This is a genomic window from Hyphomonas sp. FCG-A18 (assembly GCF_045287255.1).
Classification (GTDB): domain Bacteria; phylum Pseudomonadota; class Alphaproteobacteria; order Caulobacterales; family Hyphomonadaceae; genus Henriciella.
Window position 1 is genome coordinate 234,404 of the sequence record NZ_CP137142.1, and the last position, 24,134, is coordinate 258,537.

Annotated in this window: 23 protein-coding genes; 14 read left to right on the forward strand and 9 right to left on the reverse strand. The window is 52.2% G+C overall.

Going from position 1 to position 24,134, the window contains the following annotated elements; all coding sequences use genetic code 11:
- Nucleotides 1-56: 56 nt before the first annotated feature.
- From RYZ27_RS01130 to RYZ27_RS01145, 4 genes are read left to right on the forward strand one after another with little or no spacing between them, the layout of a single operon-like run.
- Nucleotides 57-1,727, forward strand: a complete 1,671-nt coding sequence (locus RYZ27_RS01130) for an AMP-binding protein (protein WP_406680520.1) — start codon at nt 57-59, stop codon at nt 1,725-1,727.
- A gap of 51 nt (nt 1,728-1,778) precedes the next feature.
- The gene (locus RYZ27_RS01135; RefSeq protein ID WP_406680521.1) at nt 1,779-2,954 is read left to right on the forward strand and encodes an acyl-CoA dehydrogenase family protein; all 1,176 of its coding nucleotides are present in this window, start codon (nt 1,779-1,781) and stop codon (nt 2,952-2,954) included.
- Nucleotides 2,955-2,993: 39 nt separating this feature from the next.
- The gene (locus RYZ27_RS01140; protein ID WP_406680522.1) at nt 2,994-3,404 is read left to right on the forward strand and encodes a nuclear transport factor 2 family protein; all 411 of its coding nucleotides are present in this window, start codon (nt 2,994-2,996) and stop codon (nt 3,402-3,404) included.
- Between the two features lie 51 nt (nt 3,405-3,455).
- Nucleotides 3,456-4,250 (forward strand): CoA-transferase, encoded by a 795-nt coding sequence (locus RYZ27_RS01145; protein WP_406680523.1) that lies wholly within the window; start codon nt 3,456-3,458, stop codon nt 4,248-4,250.
- 56 nt (nt 4,251-4,306) lie between these two features.
- Here the strand turns inward: RYZ27_RS01145 and RYZ27_RS01150 are convergent, their stop codons facing one another.
- Genes RYZ27_RS01150 through RYZ27_RS01180 form a run of 7 tightly spaced genes read right to left on the reverse strand, consistent with a single transcriptional unit; the run spans nt 4,307 to nt 11,175 of the window.
- Nucleotides 4,307-4,993, reverse strand: coding sequence for an IS6 family transposase (locus RYZ27_RS01150; RefSeq protein ID WP_406680524.1), 687 nt, complete (start codon nt 4,991-4,993; stop codon nt 4,307-4,309).
- 54 nt (nt 4,994-5,047) lie between these two features.
- Nucleotides 5,048-5,902 (reverse strand): enoyl-CoA hydratase, encoded by an 855-nt coding sequence (locus RYZ27_RS01155; protein ID WP_406680525.1) that lies wholly within the window; start codon nt 5,900-5,902, stop codon nt 5,048-5,050.
- An 11-nt stretch (nt 5,903-5,913) separates the two neighbouring features.
- Nucleotides 5,914-6,669, reverse strand: a complete 756-nt coding sequence (locus tag RYZ27_RS01160; protein ID WP_406680526.1) for an SDR family NAD(P)-dependent oxidoreductase — start codon at nt 6,667-6,669, stop codon at nt 5,914-5,916.
- Nucleotides 6,659-8,035, reverse strand: a complete 1,377-nt coding sequence (locus RYZ27_RS01165) for an MFS transporter (protein WP_406680527.1) — start codon at nt 8,033-8,035, stop codon at nt 6,659-6,661. The genes RYZ27_RS01160 and RYZ27_RS01165 overlap by 11 nt, the downstream gene beginning before the upstream one ends.
- Nucleotides 8,032-8,835: an alpha/beta fold hydrolase gene (locus RYZ27_RS01170; RefSeq protein WP_406680528.1), complete on the reverse strand. Its 804-nt coding sequence runs from the start codon at nt 8,833-8,835 to the stop codon at nt 8,032-8,034. The genes RYZ27_RS01165 and RYZ27_RS01170 overlap by 4 nt, the downstream gene beginning before the upstream one ends.
- Entirely contained in the window at nt 8,828-10,309 is a 1,482-nt protein-coding gene (locus RYZ27_RS01175) for a class I adenylate-forming enzyme family protein (RefSeq protein ID WP_406680529.1), read from the reverse strand. Before RYZ27_RS01175 ends, RYZ27_RS01170 begins: the two co-directional genes overlap by 8 nt.
- Complete coding sequence (locus RYZ27_RS01180; RefSeq protein WP_406680530.1) at nt 10,306-11,175, reverse strand: alpha/beta fold hydrolase; 870 nt, start codon at nt 11,173-11,175, stop codon at nt 10,306-10,308. The genes RYZ27_RS01175 and RYZ27_RS01180 overlap by 4 nt, the downstream gene beginning before the upstream one ends.
- Before the next feature lie 122 nt (nt 11,176-11,297).
- Here RYZ27_RS01180 and RYZ27_RS01185 point away from each other — a divergent pair, with 122 nt between their 5' ends.
- On the forward strand, nt 11,298-11,918 hold the full coding sequence (locus RYZ27_RS01185) for a TetR/AcrR family transcriptional regulator (RefSeq protein WP_406680531.1): 621 nt from the start codon (nt 11,298-11,300) through the stop codon (nt 11,916-11,918).
- Nucleotides 11,919-11,950: 32 nt separating this feature from the next.
- Here RYZ27_RS01185 and RYZ27_RS01190 read toward each other — a convergent pair whose 3' ends face one another.
- On the reverse strand, nt 11,951-14,059 hold the full coding sequence (locus RYZ27_RS01190) for a TonB-dependent receptor (protein ID WP_406680532.1): 2,109 nt from the start codon (nt 14,057-14,059) through the stop codon (nt 11,951-11,953).
- 89 nt (nt 14,060-14,148) lie between these two features.
- Here RYZ27_RS01190 and RYZ27_RS01195 point away from each other — a divergent pair, with 89 nt between their 5' ends.
- Entirely contained in the window at nt 14,149-14,934 is a 786-nt protein-coding gene (locus tag RYZ27_RS01195; protein ID WP_406680533.1) for an enoyl-CoA hydratase-related protein, read from the forward strand.
- A 243-nt stretch (nt 14,935-15,177) separates the two neighbouring features.
- Here the strand turns inward: RYZ27_RS01195 and RYZ27_RS01200 are convergent, their stop codons facing one another.
- The gene (locus RYZ27_RS01200; RefSeq protein ID WP_406680534.1) at nt 15,178-16,749 is read right to left on the reverse strand and encodes a sigma 54-interacting transcriptional regulator; all 1,572 of its coding nucleotides are present in this window, start codon (nt 16,747-16,749) and stop codon (nt 15,178-15,180) included.
- 80 nt (nt 16,750-16,829) lie between these two features.
- On the opposite strand from RYZ27_RS01200, the gene RYZ27_RS01205 reads away from it, so the two are divergent.
- The 8 genes from RYZ27_RS01205 (at nt 16,830) to RYZ27_RS01240 (ending at nt 24,119) form a co-directional block, all read left to right on the forward strand.
- Complete coding sequence (locus tag RYZ27_RS01205) at nt 16,830-19,031, forward strand: protein kinase domain-containing protein (RefSeq protein WP_406680535.1); 2,202 nt, start codon at nt 16,830-16,832, stop codon at nt 19,029-19,031.
- The gene (locus tag RYZ27_RS01210) at nt 19,024-19,551 is read left to right on the forward strand and encodes a hypothetical protein (RefSeq protein WP_406680536.1); all 528 of its coding nucleotides are present in this window, start codon (nt 19,024-19,026) and stop codon (nt 19,549-19,551) included. Before RYZ27_RS01205 ends, RYZ27_RS01210 begins: the two co-directional genes overlap by 8 nt.
- 314 nt (nt 19,552-19,865) lie before the next feature.
- Entirely contained in the window at nt 19,866-20,525 is a 660-nt protein-coding gene (locus RYZ27_RS01215) for a hypothetical protein (protein WP_406680538.1), read from the forward strand.
- Nucleotides 20,526-20,591: 66 nt separating this feature from the next.
- Nucleotides 20,592-21,308, forward strand: a complete 717-nt coding sequence (locus RYZ27_RS01220; RefSeq protein WP_406680539.1) for a hypothetical protein — start codon at nt 20,592-20,594, stop codon at nt 21,306-21,308.
- Nucleotides 21,309-21,363: 55 nt separating this feature from the next.
- Nucleotides 21,364-22,029: a hypothetical protein gene (locus RYZ27_RS01225; RefSeq protein WP_406680540.1), complete on the forward strand. Its 666-nt coding sequence runs from the start codon at nt 21,364-21,366 to the stop codon at nt 22,027-22,029.
- A complete protein-coding gene (locus RYZ27_RS01230) occupies nt 22,026-22,694 on the forward strand; it encodes a hypothetical protein (protein ID WP_406680541.1) in 669 nt (222 codons plus the stop codon). The genes RYZ27_RS01225 and RYZ27_RS01230 overlap by 4 nt, the downstream gene beginning before the upstream one ends.
- A 49-nt stretch (nt 22,695-22,743) precedes the next feature.
- On the forward strand, nt 22,744-23,493 hold the full coding sequence (locus RYZ27_RS01235; protein WP_406680542.1) for a hypothetical protein: 750 nt from the start codon (nt 22,744-22,746) through the stop codon (nt 23,491-23,493).
- Between the two features lie 14 nt (nt 23,494-23,507).
- On the forward strand, nt 23,508-24,119 hold the full coding sequence (locus RYZ27_RS01240; RefSeq protein ID WP_406680543.1) for a hypothetical protein: 612 nt from the start codon (nt 23,508-23,510) through the stop codon (nt 24,117-24,119).
- Nucleotides 24,120-24,134 lie beyond the last annotated feature (15 nt).

The following is a 24,134-nucleotide window of genomic DNA, read 5'->3' on the forward strand; positions in this document are numbered from 1 at the left end:
GGATTCAGCATTTAATCACGCTGAACGTTTTGGCGCAGGAGGACGCTTCGAAAATCATGGCTGTTGAAACGGTAACATCCAAAACAAGCGTGCTTGATCAATTTCACTCATTTGTGGTGCAAAAACCCGATGAGCTGTTTCTTATCGATGCGGTCAATGGATCCTATACTTGGTCACAAGCGTTGGATCGTGTGCGGTCTATTGCGGCGTCCCTGCAGGCGATGCTGGGGAAGTCTGGAAAACGTGTTTCAATCCTGGCCGATAACTCGGCAGATTGGATCCTAACCGATCTTGGGATCATGATGAGTGGACACGTATCCGCGCCCCTATTTACGTCCATGTCGGCGGACAAGTTTGAATACGCGCTGACATTTCTGGATGTGCAAGTCTTATTTTTGGGCCCCGCTGCAAACTGGGAGGCCGTGAAGGACCGGGTTCCGTCTGGGGTGACAATTGTTGCCTTGCCAAGCCTTGAGGCGCCTCTGGGGGCGATTTCCTATGACGAATTCTTGGCGATGGGCAAACAGCATGCTTCACTAAATCAGCCGGACATTGGTGCCCTTTGCTGCCTCATTCTAACATCGGGAACAACCGGAAACCCCAAAGCCGTAATGCATTCGCTGCGAACCCTTGGGCATATTGCTGAGGCATTTTCAAAGATAAACCTTCAGGAAAGTCTGCCGGAAATTCGGTTGCTTTGCCATCTGCCGCTTGCCCATATTGGTGAGAAAGTGACGGTGCTGCAAGCTTTGTCCATGGGGGGCAATATAACGGTTAGCCGAGGTCCCGCCTATTTCTTCGAAGACCTTCAAGCAGTGCAGCCAACGCTGGCGCTTGGCGTGCCACGTATATGGGAACGGATGTTGCAGGTGGCGATAGAGAGATTTGCGGCCAACGCGGATGATTTCGTCGCAAAACTTGAACAGGATCAGGATCAAGCATTTCGCAAAGAGGTTGTGCAGTTTTTAGGACTTTCCGCTGCCACCTGCTGTATCAGCGGCGGTGCGCTGTCTGCGCCTTACATCAAAGACACGTTCAGTTTGCTCGGTGTTGAGGTTCTGGATTTTTATGGTCAAACGGAAATTGTCCCGCTTACCAGTCAACGGCCTGGTCAACGTGTCTCAGGTAGCGTTGGAACAGTCGCCCCCGGCTTCGAGCTGAAGATTGGGTCTGATGGGGAGGTGATCGGACGTGGTGCCGCGGTTGCGCTCGGTTACTTCAACGACGAAGCCAATACCCGGAAAACCTTCCGTGAGGGCTGGGTTTACACCGGGGATAAGGGCGTCCTCGATGATGATGGGAACCTGTTCATCATTGGGCGAATGCAGGACACATTCAAAACGGCGAAGGGTAAGTATGTGGCGCCCGGCCCAATCGAGTCTCTCTTCGCGGCTTTAGCCATTACTGAGCAACAGGTGCTCGTCGGTTTGGGGCTCACGCAACCTGTCCTCGTCTGCACGCTCAGCCAGGGAGCCGTAGGGCTTTCTGATTGTGACATCGAACAAGGTCTTCTTGAAGAGACCGCATCGATTAATGCGGCGTTGGAGCCTCATGAACGCATTGGTGCCATCCTGATCAGTCGCGACATTTGGACCATTGAAAGTGGGCTGATCACACACACACAAAAGACCGTTCGAAACAAAGTGATCGAGCTTTACGCTGAACAAATTGCGATGGCCGGCGACAAGCTCAGAAACGGATCCCGCGATTTCGTTGCATGGCTTTGACGCGCCTTCAGTCAGCCCCCTTCCCAGCAAGACCATAATTGAGAAGAAAACATGGTAGATGTCAGACGATACGGCCTCAATGAAGACTATCAGCAAATCTTTGATTTAGTTGATAAATATTCTCGAGACAACTTACACCCCCTCGCCGATGAGATGGACAATGAAGACCATTTCCCGCGGGAAGCCTATCGTAAGCTCGCCGATATCGGGATTCTCGGCATAACTGTCCCAACTCAGTTAGGGGGCGCGGGGCTTGATGACACTGCACAAGCGTTGGCGGCACATGCCATGGCGAAATGGAACCCGTCCATGTCGCTAAACTATATCGCAAGTGACAATTTGTTTGCGCATAATCTGAGCCGCAATGGCAGCAACCTTCTCAAGGAAAAGTACCTCCCCAAGATTTGCAATGGCGCGTTTCTTGGTGCGTTGGGATTGACGGAACCTGGTGCAGGATCCGATGCCCTGGGCAGCATGGCAACGAAGGCCCGAAAGGACGGGGATTCCTACATCCTCAATGGCCGCAAGCTGTACATAACGAATGGGCCAGAAGCCGATGTGATGCTGGTCTATGCAAAAACCGATCCTGAGAAAGGGGCGCACGGTATTTCAGCCTTTGTCATAGAAAAGGATTTTCCGGGTTTCAAAGTTGCTCAGAAGCTTGACAAAATGGGGTATCGCGGGAGTGCGACCGGCGAGCTCTTGTTCGATGATTGCATTGTGCCTGCTGAGAATCTCGTCGGAAAAGAGAATGAGGGTGTCAGGGTTCTGATGAGTGGATTGGACCTTGAGCGAGCAATCCTGTCCGCGCACTGCGTCGGCCTGTGCGAGCGTGCTTTGGAGATATCAATCGAGTACGCAAAGACTCGCAAACAATTTGATCGCCCCATTGGTGATCATCAACTCGTTCAGCGGATGCTGGCCCATATGTACACAGACACCGCGACAACACGGACCTTCTGTTATCAGGTCCTGAAAGAGTGTTGTGAGATGAAAGAAGGTGAGGGCGGGCGTGGGGAGATCCACATGCGCACGGCTGCCAGCGTGCTGTTGTCCGGAATGGCCGTCAATCGCGTCATGGATAACGGGATGCAGATTCATGGCGGCATGGGCTTTATGCGCGAGACTGAAATCAATCGTCTCTATCGGTGCGCCAAGATTTTGGAGATTGGTGCAGGTACCCGCGAGATTAGGGAGCTCATCGTCGCGGGCGAGCTGCTCAGATAACGGCTTAATCCAAGTCAACTTTTCAATGGTTTTACAAACATGCTCACTGAATACGAAAAAATCCAAAACCATTTGGCGAAGTATTGCTTCCTCGTTGATTCCGGCAGCGTTGGTGAAATCGTCGATTTGTTCTGGGATGATGCGACGCTTGAGTTTAATGGCCTTCATGTTGGTGAAGAGGCTATTCGGGCCTGCTACACAGATTGGGCTGAACGCTTGAAGGCACCGGTTGAGGGCCTGCGTCATCTCTTGCACATGCCGGTAATCGAAATTGAAAGCAGCCATGCACGCTCATACTCTTATGCAGATGCCGATGCGCACTCCAGACGGCAGGGAAAACCCATCCAGAACCGGGCCATGTTTGAAGACAAACTCGTAAAGCGCGATGGGCAATGGCGTTTCATCGAACGCAAGATCATCTGGATGCGTGGGATTAACGAGACCGCTTAACGCCGTTTCGAGAGGCATAAGACTTTGAAAATGAGTGGATGGAGAATTTGAATGAGTGGCACAACGGTCGATCACACCAGAAAAGAACTCATTGCGGCATTCATTGCCCGACAGATGAAAAATGAAGATGCGGTCTCCTTTCCTGCTGGCATTCCGGAAGTGCGCGTCGGTGTCTTTTTGGCTAATCAAACCCATGCTCCGGACATGCGTATTCAAACCACAATGTCGCAAATCAATGTTCACGAGGAACGTCAGATCGAAGATTGTGAGTCGGCTATGGACTGGCGGTTTTATCGATTCACCGAAGGGTTTTATCTTCATCATGAGTGCTTCGATTTTGCCGCAAAGCACTCGACGGCCTTCTTCGTCGGCGGCATTCAAATTGATAAGTTCGGCAACACAAATCTGATAGGATTGGGCAAAGACCACAAGAAACTGGACTTCCGGGGGCCAGGCTCGTTGGGCTCGACAACCATGGCGACGCAGGCGGGCCGCTATTACATCTATACAAACACGCATAATAAGCGGGTCTTTGTGGAGCAGTGCGATTTCGTTTCGGCTGTCGGCTGGCATAAAGGCGGTGCGAACGCCCGGAAGGAATTAGGGCTACCTGGCGGGGGACCTGTTTTCGTGATTACGCCGCTCTGTGTGATGGATTTTGATGAGACGTCAAAGGCGCTTCGCCTTAAATACCTTCACCCTGGTGTCTCCAAAGATGAGGTTATTGCGCAAACGGGCTTTGACCTCATCATTCCTGAGAATGTGGAAGAAACACCGCTTCCGAGTCCATCCGAGATCGAGATTATTCGTGAGCGGATCGATGTGAAAGGCATGTTGCGCCTCTAGGCTCAAGGCAGCTGCTGGATGTACAAGGCGCTCCAGCATCGTTGGTTTGAGACCTTCTAGGCAGCGAGAAGTTCGCGCCATTGGACAAGCGCGGCGTCACGTTGAGTTTTGAAGGTCTGTTTGCGGTTGAGATGGTGGTCTAGATTGAAGTGATTGTGGAGCGAAGCATGGGTCGATGCGGATTTCTGCAGGTTGCTCATTCTTCGAAATCGCGACATGGTCCGCTCTCGTCGTCGAAACGATAGGTGACTGTTTTCAGCCCGGTTGTTGAGATGGCGGTCGCTATTTTCGATGTGGTTCATGGCGGCGCCATAAGAGCGAACTCGGTCTGTGATGACCTTGGGAGCGCCGTATCGTTTCATCGCTTTCTTCAAAAACGTAAGGGCGGCTCGATTGTCGCGGGTCTTGGTGACGTAGCTTTCCAGCGCCTCGCCCTCGTGATCGACAGCCTGCCAGAGGTAGTGCTGAACGCCGTTTATTTTCACGAAGATCTCATCCAAGTGCCACTGCCATTGAGTATGCTGTCGCATATACGACGCTCTTCGACTTCGGATCTTGCCGGCCAAGATTGGGCCAAATCGATCGACCCAAGTCCTGACGCTTTCATGACAGATATCGATGCCACGTTCATGGAGTAGGTCTTCGACATTCCTCAATGAAAGCGGAAACCGAACGTGTATCATCACAGCAAGTTGGATGATCTCAGGCGATGTTTTGAAATAGCGAAACGGCGATTTAGTCATCCAAAGACGCTAGATCGCGGTCATTAAGAGCAAGTTCCGCTGACAACTCCTTCGCTACGACTGCTCGTATTTTGTGCCTTTGACTATCGCCGGGTCCAAACGTGTTGGGTCGATTGGAAGTCCAAACAGCTCCCTGGCGTGGTTATGAGCAAGTTGATGAGCGAGGAAGGCGCTATCTTGGATTGCCTTGCGTCCCATTGCATCCGCAGTTTGGTTCACGGCCTCTTTAGCCAACTTCAGAGCAAAGGACGCGTTTGCTGAGAAACGATTGGCGAGCGCGAGAGCAAACGCATCCAGTTCGGACTTTGGCACGACATGGTTGACCATGCCAAGTCTATGGCCATCCTGCGCGGAGATTGGATCGCCACTGAAAAGCAATTCCTTCGCCTTACGGCTACCAAGCTCAAATGGGTGGGCAAACCATTCAACGCCCGGAATACCCATGACGATGGTATTGTCGATGAATTGCGCCTCTTCGCTGGCCACGATGATATCGCAGGGCCAAACCAGCATCAGCCCGCCGGAGATACACTTCCCATGAACTGCGGCGATTGTAGGCTTTGGTATGGCCCTGATGCGTTCAGCCACTTCAATATAGATTTCCTTTTCCCGGCCCATCATGCCTTCTTGTCCAGGGGCTGAAAAATCACCCCATAGGCCAAGCGTGCGATGCTCAGCGAGATTCTGGGCCTGATCGGCTTCACTAAGGTCGTTGCCCGCAGAGAAATGTGGGCCATTGGCTTTTAGAACGATGACTTTGACGGCAGGATCGTGAGCTGCGCGTTCAAACGCATCATGGACGGCATAGAGCATCTGCGTGTCCTGCGCATTGCGTGATTTTACACGATTAAGCGTCAGGACAGCAACGGAGCCGTCCTTAAGGTCGTACAGCACATCGGTGTCTCGCATGGCGCAATCTCCTATTTAAGGCGGGCGGCGGCATCCAGACGAATAGTTTCGCCGTTCAGCATCGGATTCTGACAAATATGCTCAACCAGAAAGGCAAACTCATCCGGGTCACCCAACTGATCGTTCGGGAAAGGGACGGTTTCCAAAAGTGAACTGGGGTCGCCAGAAAAGGCGTCCATGAGCATGGGAGTCTCGAAACTACCCGGGGCGATACAGCACACTCTGACCCCGACTGGGGCAAGATCACGTGCCATGGCGAGAGTCATCCCTGAAACGCCCGCTTTTGCAGCCGTATAGGCAACCGTACCAAGCGGAGCATCAAATGCGTTGATTGAAGCAACATGAATGATCACGCCGCGCTCACCCCGCGGCGTGGTTTCGCGTTGGGCCATATGCTCGGCGACTAGGCGCGCGCAATTGAAACTGCCGACGAGATTGATCTCCAGAATTCGCTGAAAGACATCAAGCGAAAACGGCCCGTTACGGCCATAGGTCCGTTTAAAGGGCGCGGCTTTCCCGGCAGCATTGACCAGAATGGAGGGGTGCCCGTCTGTTTCGTAAATGCGATCAAGAGCTGAGGTGATTGTGTCGGAATTGCAAACGTCGACAACATGGGCGGTTCCCGGGTGCGTATCGTTGAACCCCTCATCGAATGCGAGATCGAAGGCATGCACACGCGCCCCTTGCTTCGCTAAACGCTCCACTGTCGCGCGACCGAGACCGGATGCGCCCCCAGTAACAATGGCGACAGCTCCATCAATGTCCATGCGTTTCTCCAGAAGCAGTCTGTGGTGTTCGCGACGCCAAGCGGGTCACGATGGCATCGTGTTTTTCTTTGGTGAGAGGGAAGCTTGCCAGCAACGCAACACCCGCAAGGTAGAACGGGGCGGCCAGCGCGATGAACAGCCATTTGGTGGCTTCCACATTCTCAACTGTCTCAGCCTTGGGATCAAAGCCAGCCAAGGCAAGCAGCGGCAGCGCGATGCCGACAGCCAGCGCCAGCATAAGCTTGCGCACAAAGCTCCAGGCCGCAAAGTGTGTGGCGAGCATCGGATCACCGCCCGTCTGATCGGCGTAATGATCGGCCGTATCGCCAACGATGGCATAGGGCAAAACCGCAAAGCCCCCAGCAGTCAACCCGACTGCACATTCAATCGCGAGAAAGATCAATCCGTCCTCACGGCCCAGTGGCACGATGGCGACCGAAAGCAGCAAGGCAGACAAGAATAGCGAGAGCGCAATCGCTTTGTGTTTGCCAACCCGGCGGCTGATCATCAGCCAGAAAGGCGTGGATGCAATTATCAGGACATAGGGGATCAATAGCACAAGGCCAATCAACTCGGCCTGACTAAAGTAATAGCTTAACAAGTATGGCATCACCGCAATGCTGGCCCCTTTGCCAAATTCGATAATTGCAAAGGCAATCACCAAACGGCGGAAAGGTGCATTAGTCTTCAGAACCTGGCCCAGAGCGGTCCAGTCTGCGGCTTGACCGGAATGGTCCTGAGGCTCACGAAAGCTGAACATGGACAGCCCAAGCGCGATCGGCAAAAGCAGTGTGACCAATCCAGCCAGCGCAAACATTGTCACCCGGTCAATCCCATGACCGTAGTTTGCCGCAATGATCGGTGCGAGTGATGCCAGCGCAATCCCGAAAATCATAGCGGACTCTCGAAAGGCGCTAACCGTTGTGCGTTCATCATAGGAGCGACCGATTTCGGCTCCCCATGACCAATAGGGGATTTGGATTAGCGTCCAGCCAAGGTAGGTCAGTGCGCTGGCACCAGCCAGAAAAGCCAGACCCGGCGATAGCGGCGGTGCGAAAAGCAACCAAACGCCAATAAGGAGAATGGGTGCGCCAGCGAGAAGCCAAGGCTTGCGCCGACCAATCGGAGTGCGCGTGCGATCCGACAAGTATCCAGCAACAGGGTCTGTCAGTGCATCAAACAAACGTACAGCAAGCAGCACCAATCCAACCAATGCCAGATCAAGACCGAATGTCCCCGTATAGAAGATCGGCACAAGCGCTGTGGCGGGAACAATCATGATGGAAAGCGGTATTGCTGGCAGGCTATACAGCGCCAGGCGACCCAAATGTCGCTTGTCCCCATCAATCAGATAAGCAGGGGTCATGCGCTCGCCCCTGACAAATGATCCAGGATGAGGCCCTGCACGCGCTCAGGCTGGTCTGTATTGGTGAAGTGGCCAGCATCAGTCACGTCGCTGACAGTGACATTATCGAGCGATTGCAGCGCTGAAAGAGTTCGCGGTAACTCTTTGTTAATGGCCGTGTCCCCATCGCCGCGCAAGATTGTTATCGGGCCAGCAAAGGACTTCGCGGTCTCAATATAATCGTACTTCCGCAATGTCTTTTGAACGGCATGCACCATGCCGATGTCGAGATCGGGATAGATTTCCAGAATCAGATCACGTGTGCGATCATGCTTGGTGACGGTCTTGGCGGTCACTTTGGCAAGGCGTTTTGAGCCCATGAGCCGTCCGGTGAGGGCCTGAATGAAAGGTACGATAGCCGGGAAGCTCAAGTCATAAGTGGTCCCGAAGGTCGCCAAAGAGAGCACGCTTTCCGGCGACTTCTTGATGATAGCCAGTGCGACAACCCCGCCCATGGAGTTCCCGATGAAGTGGGCGGCTGGCAGCTGCAGATCGGCCATTAAAGCCAGAATGTCTTCGGCCATGACAGAGACATGCATGGCCCCCGGTGTCATCGGCGTGGGCGCCTCAGACTGGCCATGAGCGCGCAGGTCCGGAACAATCACGCGGTAGCCTGCAGCAGCATAAACGGCCGCATCGTCCTCAAATTGACGACCGCCAGATCCCAAGCCATGGAGAATGATAAGGGTCGGCCCCGCCCCTTCCCAAAGCTTGTAGTTCAGGACCAAGCCATCATGCAGCAGCGTGCAGTCTTTAGGCATTGCTTGCCCCTTCCTTTGTCTGATCGCCAAGTTCAGCTTTGATGACCTTGCCCAAGGCGTTGCGGGGGAAATCATCCAGGATCGTCACATCTTGCAGCCGCTGGTGCTTGTTTAGCTGGCTGTTGGCCCAGGCTTTGAGTGCGTCCGCATCGGTTGACGCATTTGCCTTCAGAAGCACGTATGCGACAGGTGTCTCGCCCCACTTTTCATGAGACGCTCCTGTGACCGCTGCATCGGCGACATCCTCATGCTCACGCAAAAACTCTTCGATGTCTGCGGGATAAACATTGATGCCGCCCGAGACGATCATGTCCTTAAGACGCCCCTTGAGGCGCAGGAAGCCATCATCCCCGATGGCCCCCAAGTCACCGGATCGGACAAAGGGTTGCCCGCCATCGTCAGCCTTGACCCATAGCGCCTCAGTTAGTCTGGGGCGGTTGAAGTACCCCATCGACTGCAAGGCATTTCGTCCAAGGATTTCTCCTGACTCAGAAACCGCAATCTTGCCGGTTGTGATGGCTGTACCAACACTATCAAAGCCTACGTCCATCTGCTCTGGGCGAAGGATGGAGCACACACCTTCGGTGTTTCCGAAGAGCTCAAACAAGCGGACATCATCGGTGTCCAGAATTGCGCGCTTGGTCTTAAGGGGGAGAAAGGACCCGGCCGACACAATGGTCAGATTGGACTTGCCGAGCGCACGTGGACCATCAGCGAACAAGGCATCAAGCTGCGTTGGCACGAGAAAGGCATGTGTAACGCCGTGGGAAAGTAATAGATCGGGAATATCCGGCGTCTTCAACTTTGGGGCAACAACACAGCAGCCCCCCTGAAACAGGGTTGGCAGAGCCATCATCCATGTCCCGTTTGAGTATGGCGGTGTGGCCAGCAGCGTCACACTATCGCGCGTAATGCCATACTCCAGTGCGAAGATGATCCCATAGAAGTCGCGAGCTGTGCGGCTGTGTAAGATCCCTTTAGGCGTGCCCGTTGTGCCTGAGCTATAAATCAGGCTCATCGCAGAGTCGGCTGAGATTATAGCTGCTTCATGACGGACTGGCATTGGTGCAAGAGATGCTGTGATAGAGGCTACAGTCGGCACCGTCTTCAGATGATCGAACCCGCCACATGTTCCGTTGCTCGGGTCATCAACCAGAATGACCTTTGGCTCAGCATCTGCCAGCAAATTCGAAACCGTTCTTTGGTTCAGCATCAGTGACAGCGGTGTGCAGATGCCCCCAACCCGCGCGCAAGCCAGAATGGCGGCCAGATAGTCTGCGCTTGGTTTTGCCCACAGCACGATACGATCGCCTGGTTTCACCCCCTGATCGACCAACTCATCGGCTTTAGCGCAGATTTTCTGCCAGAAAGATGCCCAGGATACGGGGCCGCTCGCATCATGAACTGCGGGCGTGCTTGCCCGGGCCATAGCATGGGAGGCGACCGCCTCTAGCAGCAGCATGGAAGCCCTCATGCTTTACCCCCTGTTTGTGCAACGAGTTCTGACCTGCGCAAGAAATGGAGGATCGCATCCAGATCCTCATCACGATCGAGAAGCGGCGCGTGACCGACATTTGCGACCTCTATAATGGTCAGTTCGGGCTGTTCATGGCGCATGGCGTTGAGGCCTTCGCGGGTCAGCACAGTTGAGTCTGTGCCCCAAAACACTTGCATCGGAAGCTCCAGCTTCCGGAAAGCCTCAACCTGCTCATAGTCTGCCCGGGCATGCGTAAACTGGTCCGCCACCCGGGGGTCGAAATGGAGGGTCCAGCCACCATCCTCGGTTCGGCGCGCGCCATCCAGGGCCATATCCTGCCAACTGCGCCCATCTGATGGTTTCATACCAAAGGTTGCAAACATGCTTTCATACGCCGTGACGAGGTCTGAAAACTTGGCAACGCGTGTCGGTGTGGAAACAGCCGTCTGGATCGCCTGCGCCACACTATCCTCAAGGCTTGGCCCGATATCATTTAGCGTCAGGGATTTGATTCGCGCTCGAAGCCGCCCGCTCCCAAGATGGATACCAAGCGCACCGCCCATCGAAATCCCAATCCAATGAAAGGTGTCGATGCGCTTATGCGCCAGAACGTCCGTGATGATCTGGCTATATGTCGCGAAATTATAGTCTGCTTCTGGATTGTTCGCCCATATCGATTGCCCGCGCCCGATTAGGTCGAGGGCCACGATACGAAACTCTGAGGCAAGGTGGTCTGCAATTTTACGGAAGCTTTGGCCTTGCCCACCCAGACCATGCACGCACAACACGGCAGGCCCTGATGGGTTGCCCCATTCATAGACAGCGGTTTCAAAACCATTTGCTTCGACGAATTCAAGTTGCATCCAGGCAAACCTCCTTAAATCACTCTTCGGTGACTTTTGACACCACTATGCTATTTGTGCTCTGACGTAAAGCCTGAATATGTTTAGGACGCACGATTCACCGCTGAAGGACGACAAGCATTATGGTTGACGCCAAATCCCAGAAACCTGATCACGATGTCTTCGACAGGACACGCCAGTTTGACCGTAAGCGCGCCGCGCTGATCCAGGCCTCTGCTCACGCCTTTCATGAGAATGGCTATGCTGGCACGACGCTCGATATGATCGCGGCAAGCTTGGGCGTAACCAAGAAAGCGCTGTATCGATATATCTCTGGCAAAGGCGAGATTCTGTATGAGATTTTCTGTCTCTGGCTGGACCTGCAAAGCGCTGCTCTGGATGAGGCGGAAACTCTCAGTGGTTCTGCAGCAGACAAGCTTCGGACTTATGCGGGGGCTTACATTACCGGCATGTTTGAGAATCTGGTCCCAACAGATCGACTGGTTGGTGAAGTCCACATCCTACCAGATGATCAACGGGCAGAAATACAGGGCCGGCGCCGTGAGAACGATGAGCGGCTGGCCAAGATATTCGAACAGGGGCGCGGCTCAGGTTTGCAAAGCCATGACCCGAAGTTCGCTGTTCATACGCTGAATGGCGCCGTTGACTGGATCTTTAAGTGGTACAACATCGATGGAAAGTTGACCCCATCAGGGGCTTCAGATGCGGTCATGGATATCCTGATGGCTGGCATGGAAGCCTAGAAGCCATCAGGATACCCACGCCGGGGACGAACCTAGAATTTCGCTGATAGTGTGGCGCGCCAACGGGCTGGCAGGCCACCATGCGCGAAGTGCATCATAGGCAGCAGTTCAAACACCTGATCATTGAACTCCTCATCAAGAATGTTCTCGCCCGATAGTGCTAGCGTCCAGCGATCATTAGATACCGCAACCCGGGCTGATAGCAGTCCATACGGCGATTGCTCCAGCGTATTGGCCTGGTTCCAGGCTTGGGTGCCCTGATAATAGTATTGTGCTCTGGCCAGCATATCCCACTCAGCGTTCAGCGCAGTTGTGTACTGCCCGCCCAGTGTGGCCGTGTAATCGGTTGAGAATGGCGTGCGATTGCCAAGGTTCAGATCACCCGGGGCGGCTGTAATCTCAGCATCGATGGCATCAGCGGAGAAGAAAATCTCGAAATTGTCTGTCAGAATGGCCGAGAGATTCAGTTCAACACCGGAAAGCTCACTCTCACCCAGATTGGACGTGGTCGTGATCAGGTTTCCTGTATCAGGATCGGTGATCACTGAGGCGACTTGCTGATCGGAATACTCAATCTTGTAGATCGCAGCATCGGCGCGCAAGCGCCCATCAAGGAAGACACCTTTGGTGCCAATTTCAATCGATTTGAGAACTTCCGCATCAAATGGTATGGCGCTTGCGGCATCAAATCCACCACTGCGAAACCCTTCACCATAGGTGACATAGCCGGTCAGCGTATCGGAGAACCGATAGCTCAGAGAGGCCTTTGGCGACACGCGCTCTGTGTTTTGCTCGCGCTCCAGATTCCCACCTGAGATCAGGATTTGGGTCTGCTCATCATTATCATAACGCAGTGCCCCGGTGGCGGTCAGTCGATCGGTAAGATCGATGTCGACCTGCGCAAACACGCCCAGGCGATTACCTTCGGCTTCGGTGGCCCGGCCACCAAGGTTGCCTAGACCAACTTCGATTTCTTCATCGGAGAAAGAGAAGTCGCTTTCACTGGTTTCGGCAAACACGCCCGCAATCCAGCGCACAGGTTGATCGGCCCGTGAGGTGAGACGAAGTTCTTGCGAAAGCGCTGAATAGAGTGTGTCACTGGTTCGAACGATCTGTATCCCTGGTGACAGGGCAAAATCAGCGTCTTGAATAAGCGTGTTGTCGCTATCCACATACTGACTGATCGATGTCAGGGTTGCAAAGCCCAGATCCGCCTCAACTTTCAAGGCTGCATCAAAGACTTCGCGGTCATTGATATGGTCTTCAAAGTCGACAGCATTCAAAATGCCGCCAACATCGTCAATTCGACTGTCACCTGCCGTCGCATAATAGGCGGCGTTCGAGCCATTCTCGAAGCTGTTCAGAGAGACGCGCAAGTCTGCATTTACAGTATCGCTAAACGCCCAGTACAAACGACCACGCAGGAAGTGTTCTTCACGGAACTCCTGATCCGTTCCCGCCAGATTTTTAAAGAAACCGTCAGTCTCGAGATAAGAGCCGCTAAGGCGACCATAAAGTTTGCCTTCGACAAGCGGGACATTGACCGCGCCAGCGACAGAAACCTCATCCTTGCTGCCGATCGAGACCTGACCACTGCCTTCGAAGTTATCGCCTGGCGCTTTTGTGATAACATTGATCACCCCGCCAATTGTATCGCGTCCGTAAAGAGCGCCTTGAGGCCCCTTCACAACTTCAATCTGTTCAATGTCGAAAAGCTGGTTTCGCAATGGGTCCCCAGCAGGCAGATAAATTCCGTCTGACAAGAGAACGACAGATGGGGCATTCCCACCAATCTGACCAACCCCGCGGAAAACTATGATCGGACGGTCCCCGCCCTGGAATCCCTGTTGTGTCACGACGCCGGGTGTGAGTTGCGCAAAGTCAGCGACTTCGTTGATTTCTGCCGCCTCAATAACATCAGCCCTGAAGACCGAGATCGAATCTGGAACATCCAGAAGCGACTCTTCACGCTTACGGGTCGTTACAGTGATGGTTTCATAGCGCTTGGCTTCCGTCACATCGCTTTCAGATGTCTCAACTGTGGTCGTTGTCTCTTGCGATTGTGCTTCAGCGGCCATGCCTACGAGTGCCATGACAGACACTGAACCCAACATCGCCACCGCAAATGGTTTGCTCCACATTATTTCCTCCTATATGCACTCTTTGGTGCCTTAAGTCACTATTAGGTGATTTAAAGTAGTGTCGATTTGTAAAAAGAGCAAGCTGAAAGATGAGTGAGACAATGAACCTGGAATTTGAACAACGGTCTGGACATGCAGTAAGCCGCTACGGATCTGCTTTTGTTGTTGCGATTGAGCGGCCGGAGAAGGCCAATGCGCTGGACCTCGATACATGCTATGCAATGTCAGAAACCTTTGATGAATTTGCTCAGGACGATAGCTGTATTGTCGGTATCCTCCTCGGCCATGGTCGGCACTTTTGCGCCGGAATGGATTTGGGGTTGGTCAGCCCAGGTGAGCGTGTCGTTCTACCCGAAACAGGTTTCGGAGGGTTAACCGCTCGCTGGCTCGACAAGCCGATGATTGCCGCTGTTCATGGCGCGGTCTTTGGCGGTGGGTTGGAACTTGCCTTAGCCTGCGATCTTATAGTTGCTGACGCTACAGCGCGTTTCTGCTTGCCAGAGCCCAGGATAGGACAAGCCGCTTTGGCCGGCGGATTAGAGCGTCTTCCCCAACGCATCGGTCAGGCTCGTGCATTGGATATGATTCTGGCCAGCCGTGAGATTTCAGCTGAACTTGCCGAAGCTTGGGGGCTGGTTACGCGTCTCTGTTCAGACAACCAGGCCTTATCAATCGCGATAAGTCTCTCGGGTGAGATATCACATTCTGCTCCTCTATCGCTGAAGGCCTCGAAAACAGTTGTTCGTGCTCACGAGTACAATCTTCACTCAGGCATAAAGCAGCAGCAGATAGATGTAATGCTGGATAGTCAGGATGGACTTGAAGGTGCGCAGGCTTTCAAGGAAAAAAGACTGCCCGTCTGGTCAGGCCGTTAAAATCAAAGCAGTTCTTTTGATAGTTCCTAGCAAAAGGTTTTGCAGCGCTGATAAGCCTAAAAGTATGTCTTCGCGGGCGTGAGCTTCAGTCGTAGCTTCCACATTCTCTTAAATCTGAGCACCAGCACGTTAAAGGGAAAGCCGGGGCGTAGAGGGATCAAGCTTGCTTGCTGTACTTACTTCTTGCGGAGGCATCAATCAAACGCGACCGGGCCTCCAGCATCGTTTGGGGCAGGAATGTATTTAGTCAGAAGTTTGCGGTGGTGCGTAAGAGCTTGATATCTGGCGTACTTTTCTTTGAAGTGCAGATTTTCCAACGCGTAAATGTTTGGCCCAAGCGGAAACGCCCCCGGGTACTGATGCAATGACTGTTCGCAATTCATCTGTCGAAATGTCTTCAACACGCCGCACAACAGACGATTTCGCCATAAGCTCATAGAGGGAGGTTCTGGAGATACCAAGCTTGCGCGCGGCGTCCATGATAACCCAATCTGTCTCATTCAGGGCGGTTAAAAGGGAGGCTTCATCAACTTCGGTGATATGTTTGTAGGACCCTGTGCGTGTTTGCCGGGTTGGAGGGGGCGCCGGGTCTTTTATGGTTTTGTTATGAGTGGGCTCCACTGATGCCGCCTGTAACCGCACAGGCTGACCAAGGCTTAAGCTTCGCGCGATGTTGTGTAATTCGCGGACATTTCCGGGCCAGTTATACATCGCCAGTTCTTCAACCATCCCTGCGGATATAGCAGCATAGACCTGCGGGAAATCTTTTAGCATTAGCTGCAGAAGTAACCCAATATCTATACGCCGTTCCCTTAAAGGCGGAATGTCGATCGTAAGGCCCTGCAGTCTTTGCAATAATGGTTGATTGAAGGCTGGTTTTCCATCATGGGCGTCAAGATCGCGGTCGGTTGCCGCAATAATGCGCGTATGCACTTTGCGGGTCTTGGTGCCTCCAACCGGCCTGATCTCACCAAGCTCAAGTGCCCGTAACAGCATCGGTTGCACGCTTGGAGGTGTATCTCCGATTTCATCCAGAAAAAGAGTGCCCTCATCTGCTTGCTCAAACAGGCCGATCTTGTCGTGATCTGCGCCGGTAAACGCGCCTTTCTTGACACCAAAAAGTTCAGCAGGCGCAAGCTCAGATGAAAGCGTTGCCATATTGAATGTGACGAGCTCTTGCGAGCCGCTCGTACTGGCATCGTGGATGGCTCTTGCAATAAGCTCTTTTCCTGTGCCGGTTTCACCACGTATCAGAACAGGAATTTCCGTATTTGCTATTTGCTGGATGGAGCCGCGAATATCTGTCAGTGACCGACTGATGCCCAGAAACCCTAAGTCAGTGTCTTGGTTTTGGTTGAACAGGCTTGTTGATGCATAAAACAAGGACAACACAACTGTATCAGCTATGTTGATAACAATATCTGCGCCGAGTTCATCCATCTCAGCGGTAAAGGTTTCGGCAATGGAGCGTCCGTTTACAGTTACGCGAACAGACGGCTTGGAGTAGCTAAATCTGAAGCTCCGAGGTCCATGTCGAAAGATTGTGATTGGTGTTCTGGAAATATGCTTGTCTAATAGTGGGTGAGACGTGTCCTCATTAGGATGTCCAAAGATTGGCACTAGCCTGGATAGTTCAGCGTTACCGGCTTTATCAAAAACCAAACGCGCAACTTCGCCTATTCGGTCGCGACTCGGGTGCCAGATGATACCAAGACAAAGTACGGTGGCGTCGAGATCGGAAAGCTTAATCGCAGAAGAATTTTGCGGACCTAAAGTGCTAGCCGTAAGAGCGCTATTCTTATCGGTATTTGTCAATAACTTCGCCCCCTTTTTCTATATGCTTGAAATAGCTTTCTATAGTCACGTATACAGGTCAAGATGATCCAACAGAGAAGGTGAATGGAGCACTTATCATAGATTTCTGGCAAAGGGGCGCAGGGCTGGAATATATAGGAAAATACGAGGTTCAAGATACGCTTGGAGCAGGCGCTCATGGGGTTGTGCTAAAAGCGTACGACCCGATATTGGATCGGGTTGTGGCACTGAAATCATTGAAACCACAACGTGGAAGTGATGATCAGGTCAAAACGATCCTTCGGGAAGCGCGCCTGCTAGCTCGCCTGTCTCATCCGGGCATTGTTACGCTGTTTGAATGCCTTGAGCATAACGGTATGATTTTTCTGGTCATGGAATACGTTTCGGGACGGCCTCTTTCAGAGCGCCTGCTCCACGGTCCACTTCCAGTCGATGAAGCGATCAAGATCATGACGGAGCTAACAAGTGCGTTATTAGTAGCGCATGGGCAGGGCGTTTACCATGGCGATATCAAGCCTGCGAATATCATGCTGGGAGAGGATGGACGTTCCAGGTTAATTGACTTTGGCTTGGCTAAACTGTCTGGACACGACGACATTTTGGCAACCGCAACGTCTCAAACAGAAGTGTCCGACTATGTGACGGGAACGCTTCTTTACATGTCACCTGAGCGAATTTCAGGGCATTCTGTAGATGCTCAAACGGACGTGTTTGCTTTAGGCGCTGTTTTTTATGAGATGCTCACGGGACGCAGTCCTTTCGGGGCTGAAAATCTGAGTGACGCACTCCACAGTATCCTCAATGTTGCTCCGCCACGTTTGGTGAACTCCAACTCTGAAGTCTCAACCTGGATCGAAGATCTGATATTCTCAATGCTACATAAAGATCGGCGATTCCGGGTCGCCTCTATGGTCGCAGTTTCAGCAAAGCTGGAGGCCCGCGACCAACGGAACTGGCGTCAAGAAGCTCGACAGTACGCAAACATGTTTTTGCGATCCTTGGGTCGACAAAAGCAGACTTGGCTATGGCTCAAATCGATAATAGTAATAGCGAGTGTGTGCTTTGGCCTGTGGGCGACTTCCATCGTGAGGAGCAATGTTGCTCCCACTGTCAGTATGCGCATTGAGCGTGGGCTGGAGCTCGTACAAGGCTTTGCAGAAAAAGGGGCTGTTGAGGAAGCTCAGAAGACCTTTGAAGATATCCTGGCTGAAAGTAGCGATCATTCAGCAGCGCGCGCTGGCTTAGCCTTGGCCTTGATCCGGGAGTATACCAGTCAGGAGACTGATCCAGCCACATTGCGCCGGGCAGTGGCCACTGCTCAAAGTGCATATGATGCTGATCCACATTTGGCGCTCGCGCATATTGCTATGGCGTGGACCGCTGAATTCCAGCGTGACTTTGAAAAAGCGCATCAGTTCTATGACAGCGCAGATATCTTGCATTCGGATCATCCGCTCGTTTTTGAGGGGCGTTCACGCACACTAAAGAAGCAGGGTGATGTCGAAGCAGCTTTGCTGTTAATGCGGCGCGCTATTGAGGTGCATCCTGAAGATGTTGTTTTGCTGACAACTTTAGGTGAGCTCTTATCAAGGCGAGGACAGTTCTCGGAGGCCGAAGCAGTTTTAGAAAAGGCAATAAGACTGGCTGTGGACAATCCGATATCATATGCACAACTCGCTCATGCACAGCATATGCAAGACCGAACCAATGAGGCGGTGAAAACGATTCAGGCTGGCCTTCTCATTGAGGGGCGCTCTGAGCTTTACAATAATCTTGGAACCTACCTCTTTTTTCTTGGACTATACGATCAGGCAGCGCAGGCTTTCGAAAGAACGCTCGAGTTCGAGGGGAACGCGCATAAGTATCTGTATTGGGCAAACTTGGGCGATGCGTACCGATTTATGCCCGGAAAAAGTGCTGAGGCCAGATTTGCTCACAGGCGGGCAATTACCCTGTTAGAATCTGAATTGGCCAATCGTCGTGATCATCCAGCTTTGAACAGTCGTCTTGCCCTGTATCAGGCCAAAGCGGGCAATCATGATCTGGCCGTTACCGCATTGCAGTACGTGTTCACACAGGAAACGATCCCAGCGGTACAACTCTATAGAGCGACTATCACTTATGAGATTGTAGAGGACAGAGCAAAAGCGCTCGAAATGCTAGAGCGTGCAATCCGGTCGGGGTATCCCCTTAGCGAAATTCAGGGTGACCCAGAGCTGCGAGAATTACGGCAGGACCGTGGATACGCCAAACTGGTTTTGATGGAGAGTGAAAATGACTAATACAACCTATACCTTGAATCTGGCCTTTGATATCGATCAGGTCACCAGATCCCTGCAATATGAGTTCTCGTCACCTGAAGGCTCACCTTTGCACAGCGAAGGGCGTTTGGCGGGAACATGTCACTTTGATGTTGGTGATAGGCTCAAAATAGCGCTCACCGCTAAGGGCAATAAGAAAGACAAGATGGAGATCACGGTCACCGACATGACGCTTGTCTCCATTTGTACTCTCAGGCCAGGAAAGTATGACCTCTCACCCTTTGATCCATACAATGCCAGCGTCAGAGCTACAGACTGGGATGCACCAGTTTATACAACCAAGAAAAAACGAACCAAAGCTGTCACCAGAGCCCTGCAGCCGCTTTATGTGACGGCCCCTAACGGGCAATGGGAGATGTCCGGCTATTTGTCAGTCATGATCCGCAAGACTGACGACAAAGGACAGATCCATACAATTCCGCGACTTTTCTACTTTGATCCGGAAAGCTCTGCGGGTAATGGCGGTGATGTTCCTGATTAAGTCGCTCTTCTGGTTTGATCAGTAAGCGCTGACCTCAGCGGCCGAGCAAAGGCTCAATGCCAGCATAATTATATTTACAGTCAAAGTGGCTCGTTGAGGTGAAAGCCATTCTCTTTCAAACCTGTAAAAAGTTAATGGCCGTGTCCGGCGAACATGTCGGACACGTCCGACACGATATTCAAACTCTCTCAAAAAACTAAGTCCTTGATTCTATGAGTGTTTCATTTTGGCACACTTGTTGCAGTTCGTTAACCATCTCCGATCCGGGGATGAGCCGGAGTGCGGCTAGGCGCTCATGAAGATAGGGACTAACAATGTCGCAGGTAAAACTAACCGCCGTTGATCAAACAATGGCGTTTTCTGACCCAAAAATGCCTCAGGATTTGATTGATGCCTGGAGCTACACAACCACTTTCGCTCAAGCAGCAGCTCGGCACGTGAACCCGGACCCAAGCTCTGATGCTTATTTCAAAACGATGCGTGCTGAACTGTCGAACCTTGGCTGGATTGTGACTGATGCCGGGCGTTTGAATTACAACCAGAGTTCTAACAAGATCGAGCCTGCCACAATCGTCAAATCGATCTTGAATCCTTACTTGTCTGGTGAGCAGCAAAAGCAACTCGCCGGTATATTGGATGCGATCAAACAGCCAGATGTTAAGGCAACAGGCTTCCTGGATTTCTGGTGGAAAAAAGCCAGTACACATGCTGACAAGGCAAACATGGCCATGGGGCCGCTGACTGAAGTTAATAACTCCGCCAATATCTCCATGATCCATTACGGTTTCAATTTTGATGCTTCGAGCTGGCGGTCTCTTTTTGTCGAGTCCAGCACGGCCAAATTGGACGTTAGCGCGTTCAATATTGAGATGAATCTGAACCTCGATCTCTATAATCGAGAGAAGTCCGCTCTGATCTCAAAGATTAGTGGGAAAGTCGATCAGCACATCGACGATACAGTTCTGGATCTTTGATCATGCTTCTTGGCCAGGGGGGATTGTCTTCTCTGGCCGTTCATCCCCCAATTCAGGAGCGATACTATGCCGAATGTGATAATGGCGGTCGACCAGATTCTAGCGACTCTCGAAACAGATTCTGAGGCCAGTGCCTACTATGATTACGCCTTGTCTATGGTCTTTGCGAATGCTTCAGCGCGCGCTGCGAGCATGTCAAAGCCGACATCTGACCGCAGTGCCTTTCTTAATTCCTGGACGATGCAACTCGGCAAGCTCGGTTGGGCAATCGTAGAGGGTGGCACATCCAGTATGTCGTCATCAGGCACTAGTGAGAAATCCACGCTATCAGACCTTATCGTTGAACAATCCGGGATGGCTTCGCTGAACGTATTGTTTCGGCAAACTACTTCCCCGCAAATGCAAGAGGGCAGGGGACATGAACTGCTTTCCGATTGGTGGGAAAGCGCTGTTTCATCAGCAGGGTTCCTGCAAATGACCGTCGGACAGACGTCTGTGCGAAACGACACCCCTGAATTTGAGCTTGTTACTGTTCAACTGGATTTGAGTGACGTGAAAACGCGGGCCGCAGGGTTGTTCCATAAAGCTGAGGACCTGGACTATTCTTCAGTGGCCTGCCTGGTTGAGCATATCGACCCATCCAGCGCCCAGATCACTCTACATAATCTGAAGGCCCGGTTGAATATGGAAGCCTTCGCGCCTTTGAAGGCTGATATTATTCAGAAGCTGGGTGATAAGTTTTCAGAGCATTGTGCAACCTATCCAGACGTTGAGCTCGGTTAGGACGATGTCGTCTCTCACCACCAATCCCCAAATTTGCATGTCCCCAACAGGGGTCATGGCCATTGAGCTTACCTCGCCCAGCGATGCTGCTCGCAACGCTTACTTCAGTAGTTTTTCAAAGGCTCAGGCTGATGCGCGGCAGGTCAATCCAGATCCCAGCTCAAGCGAATACTTTGAGGAAATGGTTACCTCGCTAAAGCATTTGGGCTGGGTCTTCATAGAGGCTGATAGCTATCACGCGAACACCGTATCCAAGCCAGATACCCCGATTGCAATCGCTTTAGAGGCGTTCCTGCACTTCACAACCCAAGCTTTCCCATTTCTGCCGGTCACATATCAGCAGCTAAGCGAATATCTGCCGACGATTTATGACGCGCTAGATAACGCGCCCGCAGACACTATTAAAGCGCTGGATCAGTGGTGGAATGAAAACCAGGTCTCCGGGTCAGTTCGACTTTTCACTATGGGACCCTTGTTTAAAATCTTGCAGGCTCCAGTCACTGTTGCCGCTCACATCTCTTTGACATTCCAAGGAGATAGCTGGCGGTCCTTGATCCACAAAAGTGACAGTATTCAGCTGGAGGCAGCACCGCTCGCCGCGGTGCTGAACCTCGACGTCTACAACACTTTCAAAAGCCAACTCGAAGCAGACATGCGTGAGAGTGTGATCGATCACATCACAACCGCGACGCTGGACTTTGGCATCACGGATCCAAAATGACTCAAGCAAAACTCATTACAGCGCAAAGTGTTCTAGGTTTTGCCAAACCAGATATCCCGCAAAACCTGATCGATGCTTTTTCTTTAAGCATGGTATGGGCGCAGGCTGTTGCAACAAAAAGTGCCGAAAGCCCGGGATCAGAACTCTATTTCTCAGAGCTTACACAGGAGCTCAGCCGAATCTGGTGGATTGTTGAAGATGCGACGAACAGCACATTCACTTCAGACGGAGCAAATAATTCTGCTGCGGCAAGCATTGGTAGCATTGCCAAGCCGTATGTTGGTGCTGATCGATCGACAGAGCTAACCAAAATTCTGTCTGGGTTTGGGGACCCTTCGCCATCACCAACCATTGCTCAGATGCTAACCACTTGGTGGGCCAGTCAAAGCCAGGATGTCTCTTCTACCTCCTTCTCTGTTTGCCCACTAACGATTGATGCGAATGGGCAACTCAATGCTCGTTTATTTTTCCTCGATTTCGATGTTGCGCGATCTGGCTGGCAAAGCTTTTTCCTTGTCCATCATGACCAGAAAATAAGTGTAAATGTCTCGTCGGTCGATCTCGCGCTGCAAGCAAAACCCTGGGCTTCAATTCGCGACAAGATCGCCGCGAAACTTGGTGCCTCAGCCCGAAATTACATCCGCCAACTCGATATCAGTTTCTAGCAATGCGCGCCCTTTGCGGATGTCAGGGACGCTACCAATGGAGATAAAAATGCCAATTAAAACAGTCGAAAACCTAGATTTGGCAAAACCCGAACAGGCGCATGTTGGGCGCGATCTTCCGAAAAAACTTGCTGTCGCCCCGGAGGATATTTCAAAGCCCGCAGCATTTGTCGACAAAGGCAGTCTGGTTTGTTTCGTAGCCGGTGTATCACAACAAAATAAATCTGATGTCTTAAACTCTACGCTGCTGGCGCAGCTGGCGGCCGACAAGAAATACGATCGCGAAACCGACGTCATGGCTTGGTATAAGTACTATAGTGAGGTCTTGAGCAAAATCGGCTGGGTGCTTTCAGGCTACAATTGGGAAGAAAAGAAAGCGTCTCAAATGTCCTTCACAATGGACGAGGCCGTTCTCGAAATCGCTGCTGCGGCTCTGACTGGTCCAGAGGGGGCGGTTATTGCCGCGACTATGACCGCACTTAAAGGGCTGCCCAAGAAGGATAACCGCCTTCAGCTGTTTAACCACGCTTCGTCATCGGACAAGGCAGGTAACTTCCAGATCAGTGCTTGTACAGAAACTGATGGCGCTGTCGCGATGAAGACAATGGCTTTCTATTATAACGCCAAAACCAGCAATACCGATGTCCTGTTCTTTTCATACGATAGTGCGAGCACAACGCTGACCCAGTCAACACAGACGCAAGCTTTGGATAGCGATGTCTATGGTGCTGTCAGAGATGCAGTTCTGAAGAAGCTTGGCGCTAACGCCACGAATTTCGTCCTTGATCTCGATATCTAATCAAAGGAGCTATTATGCCCAACTCTCTTGTGGCTATCGGCGGGGTGCTGGTTAGCTTCCCGGACACCGAAAACGAACAATCAAAGCAGGATATTGAATACTCTATATTGCTCGCCTGGTTGGCTGCTGTGAAAGCAGCCCCACAAGGTGTTGTGCGCTTAGCAGACCTCATTTCAACTTTGCAAAAGGTGGGGTGGACAAGCTCGGCGAGCGCAACGGAGGACAACTCCTCCGTTGCACTTGCCGGACTTAGTGCGAGCCTGATGAGCAGAGCGATTACCGATGCCGATCAATGCCAATACTTCGAAGAAGCCTTCGGTAATAAAAATGGCAGGGATGCAGACACAATTGCGACATGGGCCGCGGCCCTTGGTAGCTCAGATGAGAGCCCTGCAATTCTGGCCTATGTGGCATCGGGTGAGGGGCCGACAGTTAACTTTGCCACCCTGTTTGCGAAAACCCCATCGCATCTGGATGTGATTGTCAGCACTCCCCCTGTCGTCGCAACCAAAATTCGCACTCAAACACTCGTTCTGAGCCCTGACGTTTACGCGGGGGTTCGTCAGGCGGTCGCAGATAAGGTCAAACCTCATCTCCACCAAATCGTTTCGAGTGAAGCCGCGTAAACCCTCAGAAATATG

Coding starts and splice junctions, on each gene's coding strand:
- RYZ27_RS01130 (WP_406680520.1), top strand. CDS start 57: ATGGCTGTTGAAACGGTAACATCCAAAACAAGCGTGCTTGATCAATTT.
- RYZ27_RS01135 (WP_406680521.1), top strand. CDS start 1,779: ATGGTAGATGTCAGACGATACGGCCTCAATGAAGACTATCAGCAAATC.
- RYZ27_RS01140 (WP_406680522.1), top strand. CDS start 2,994: ATGCTCACTGAATACGAAAAAATCCAAAACCATTTGGCGAAGTATTGC.
- RYZ27_RS01145 (WP_406680523.1), top strand. CDS start 3,456: ATGAGTGGCACAACGGTCGATCACACCAGAAAAGAACTCATTGCGGCA.
- RYZ27_RS01150 (WP_406680524.1), bottom strand. CDS start 4,993: ATGACTAAATCGCCGTTTCGCTATTTCAAAACATCGCCTGAGATCATC.
- RYZ27_RS01155 (WP_406680525.1), bottom strand. CDS start 5,902: ATGCGAGACACCGATGTGCTGTACGACCTTAAGGACGGCTCCGTTGCT.
- RYZ27_RS01160 (WP_406680526.1), bottom strand. CDS start 6,669: ATGGACATTGATGGAGCTGTCGCCATTGTTACTGGGGGCGCATCCGGT.
- RYZ27_RS01165 (WP_406680527.1), bottom strand. CDS start 8,035: ATGACCCCTGCTTATCTGATTGATGGGGACAAGCGACATTTGGGTCGC.
- RYZ27_RS01170 (WP_406680528.1), bottom strand. CDS start 8,835: ATGCCTAAAGACTGCACGCTGCTGCATGATGGCTTGGTCCTGAACTAC.
- RYZ27_RS01175 (WP_406680529.1), bottom strand. CDS start 10,309: ATGAGGGCTTCCATGCTGCTGCTAGAGGCGGTCGCCTCCCATGCTATG.
- RYZ27_RS01180 (WP_406680530.1), bottom strand. CDS start 11,175: ATGCAACTTGAATTCGTCGAAGCAAATGGTTTTGAAACCGCTGTCTAT.
- RYZ27_RS01185 (WP_406680531.1), top strand. CDS start 11,298: ATGGTTGACGCCAAATCCCAGAAACCTGATCACGATGTCTTCGACAGG.
- RYZ27_RS01190 (WP_406680532.1), bottom strand. CDS start 14,059: ATGTGGAGCAAACCATTTGCGGTGGCGATGTTGGGTTCAGTGTCTGTC.
- RYZ27_RS01195 (WP_406680533.1), top strand. CDS start 14,149: ATGAGTGAGACAATGAACCTGGAATTTGAACAACGGTCTGGACATGCA.
- RYZ27_RS01210 (WP_406680536.1), top strand. CDS start 19,024: ATGACTAATACAACCTATACCTTGAATCTGGCCTTTGATATCGATCAG.
- RYZ27_RS01215 (WP_406680538.1), top strand. CDS start 19,866: ATGTCGCAGGTAAAACTAACCGCCGTTGATCAAACAATGGCGTTTTCT.
- RYZ27_RS01220 (WP_406680539.1), top strand. CDS start 20,592: ATGCCGAATGTGATAATGGCGGTCGACCAGATTCTAGCGACTCTCGAA.
- RYZ27_RS01225 (WP_406680540.1), top strand. CDS start 21,364: ATGGCCATTGAGCTTACCTCGCCCAGCGATGCTGCTCGCAACGCTTAC.
- RYZ27_RS01230 (WP_406680541.1), top strand. CDS start 22,026: ATGACTCAAGCAAAACTCATTACAGCGCAAAGTGTTCTAGGTTTTGCC.
- RYZ27_RS01235 (WP_406680542.1), top strand. CDS start 22,744: ATGCCAATTAAAACAGTCGAAAACCTAGATTTGGCAAAACCCGAACAG.
- RYZ27_RS01240 (WP_406680543.1), top strand. CDS start 23,508: ATGCCCAACTCTCTTGTGGCTATCGGCGGGGTGCTGGTTAGCTTCCCG.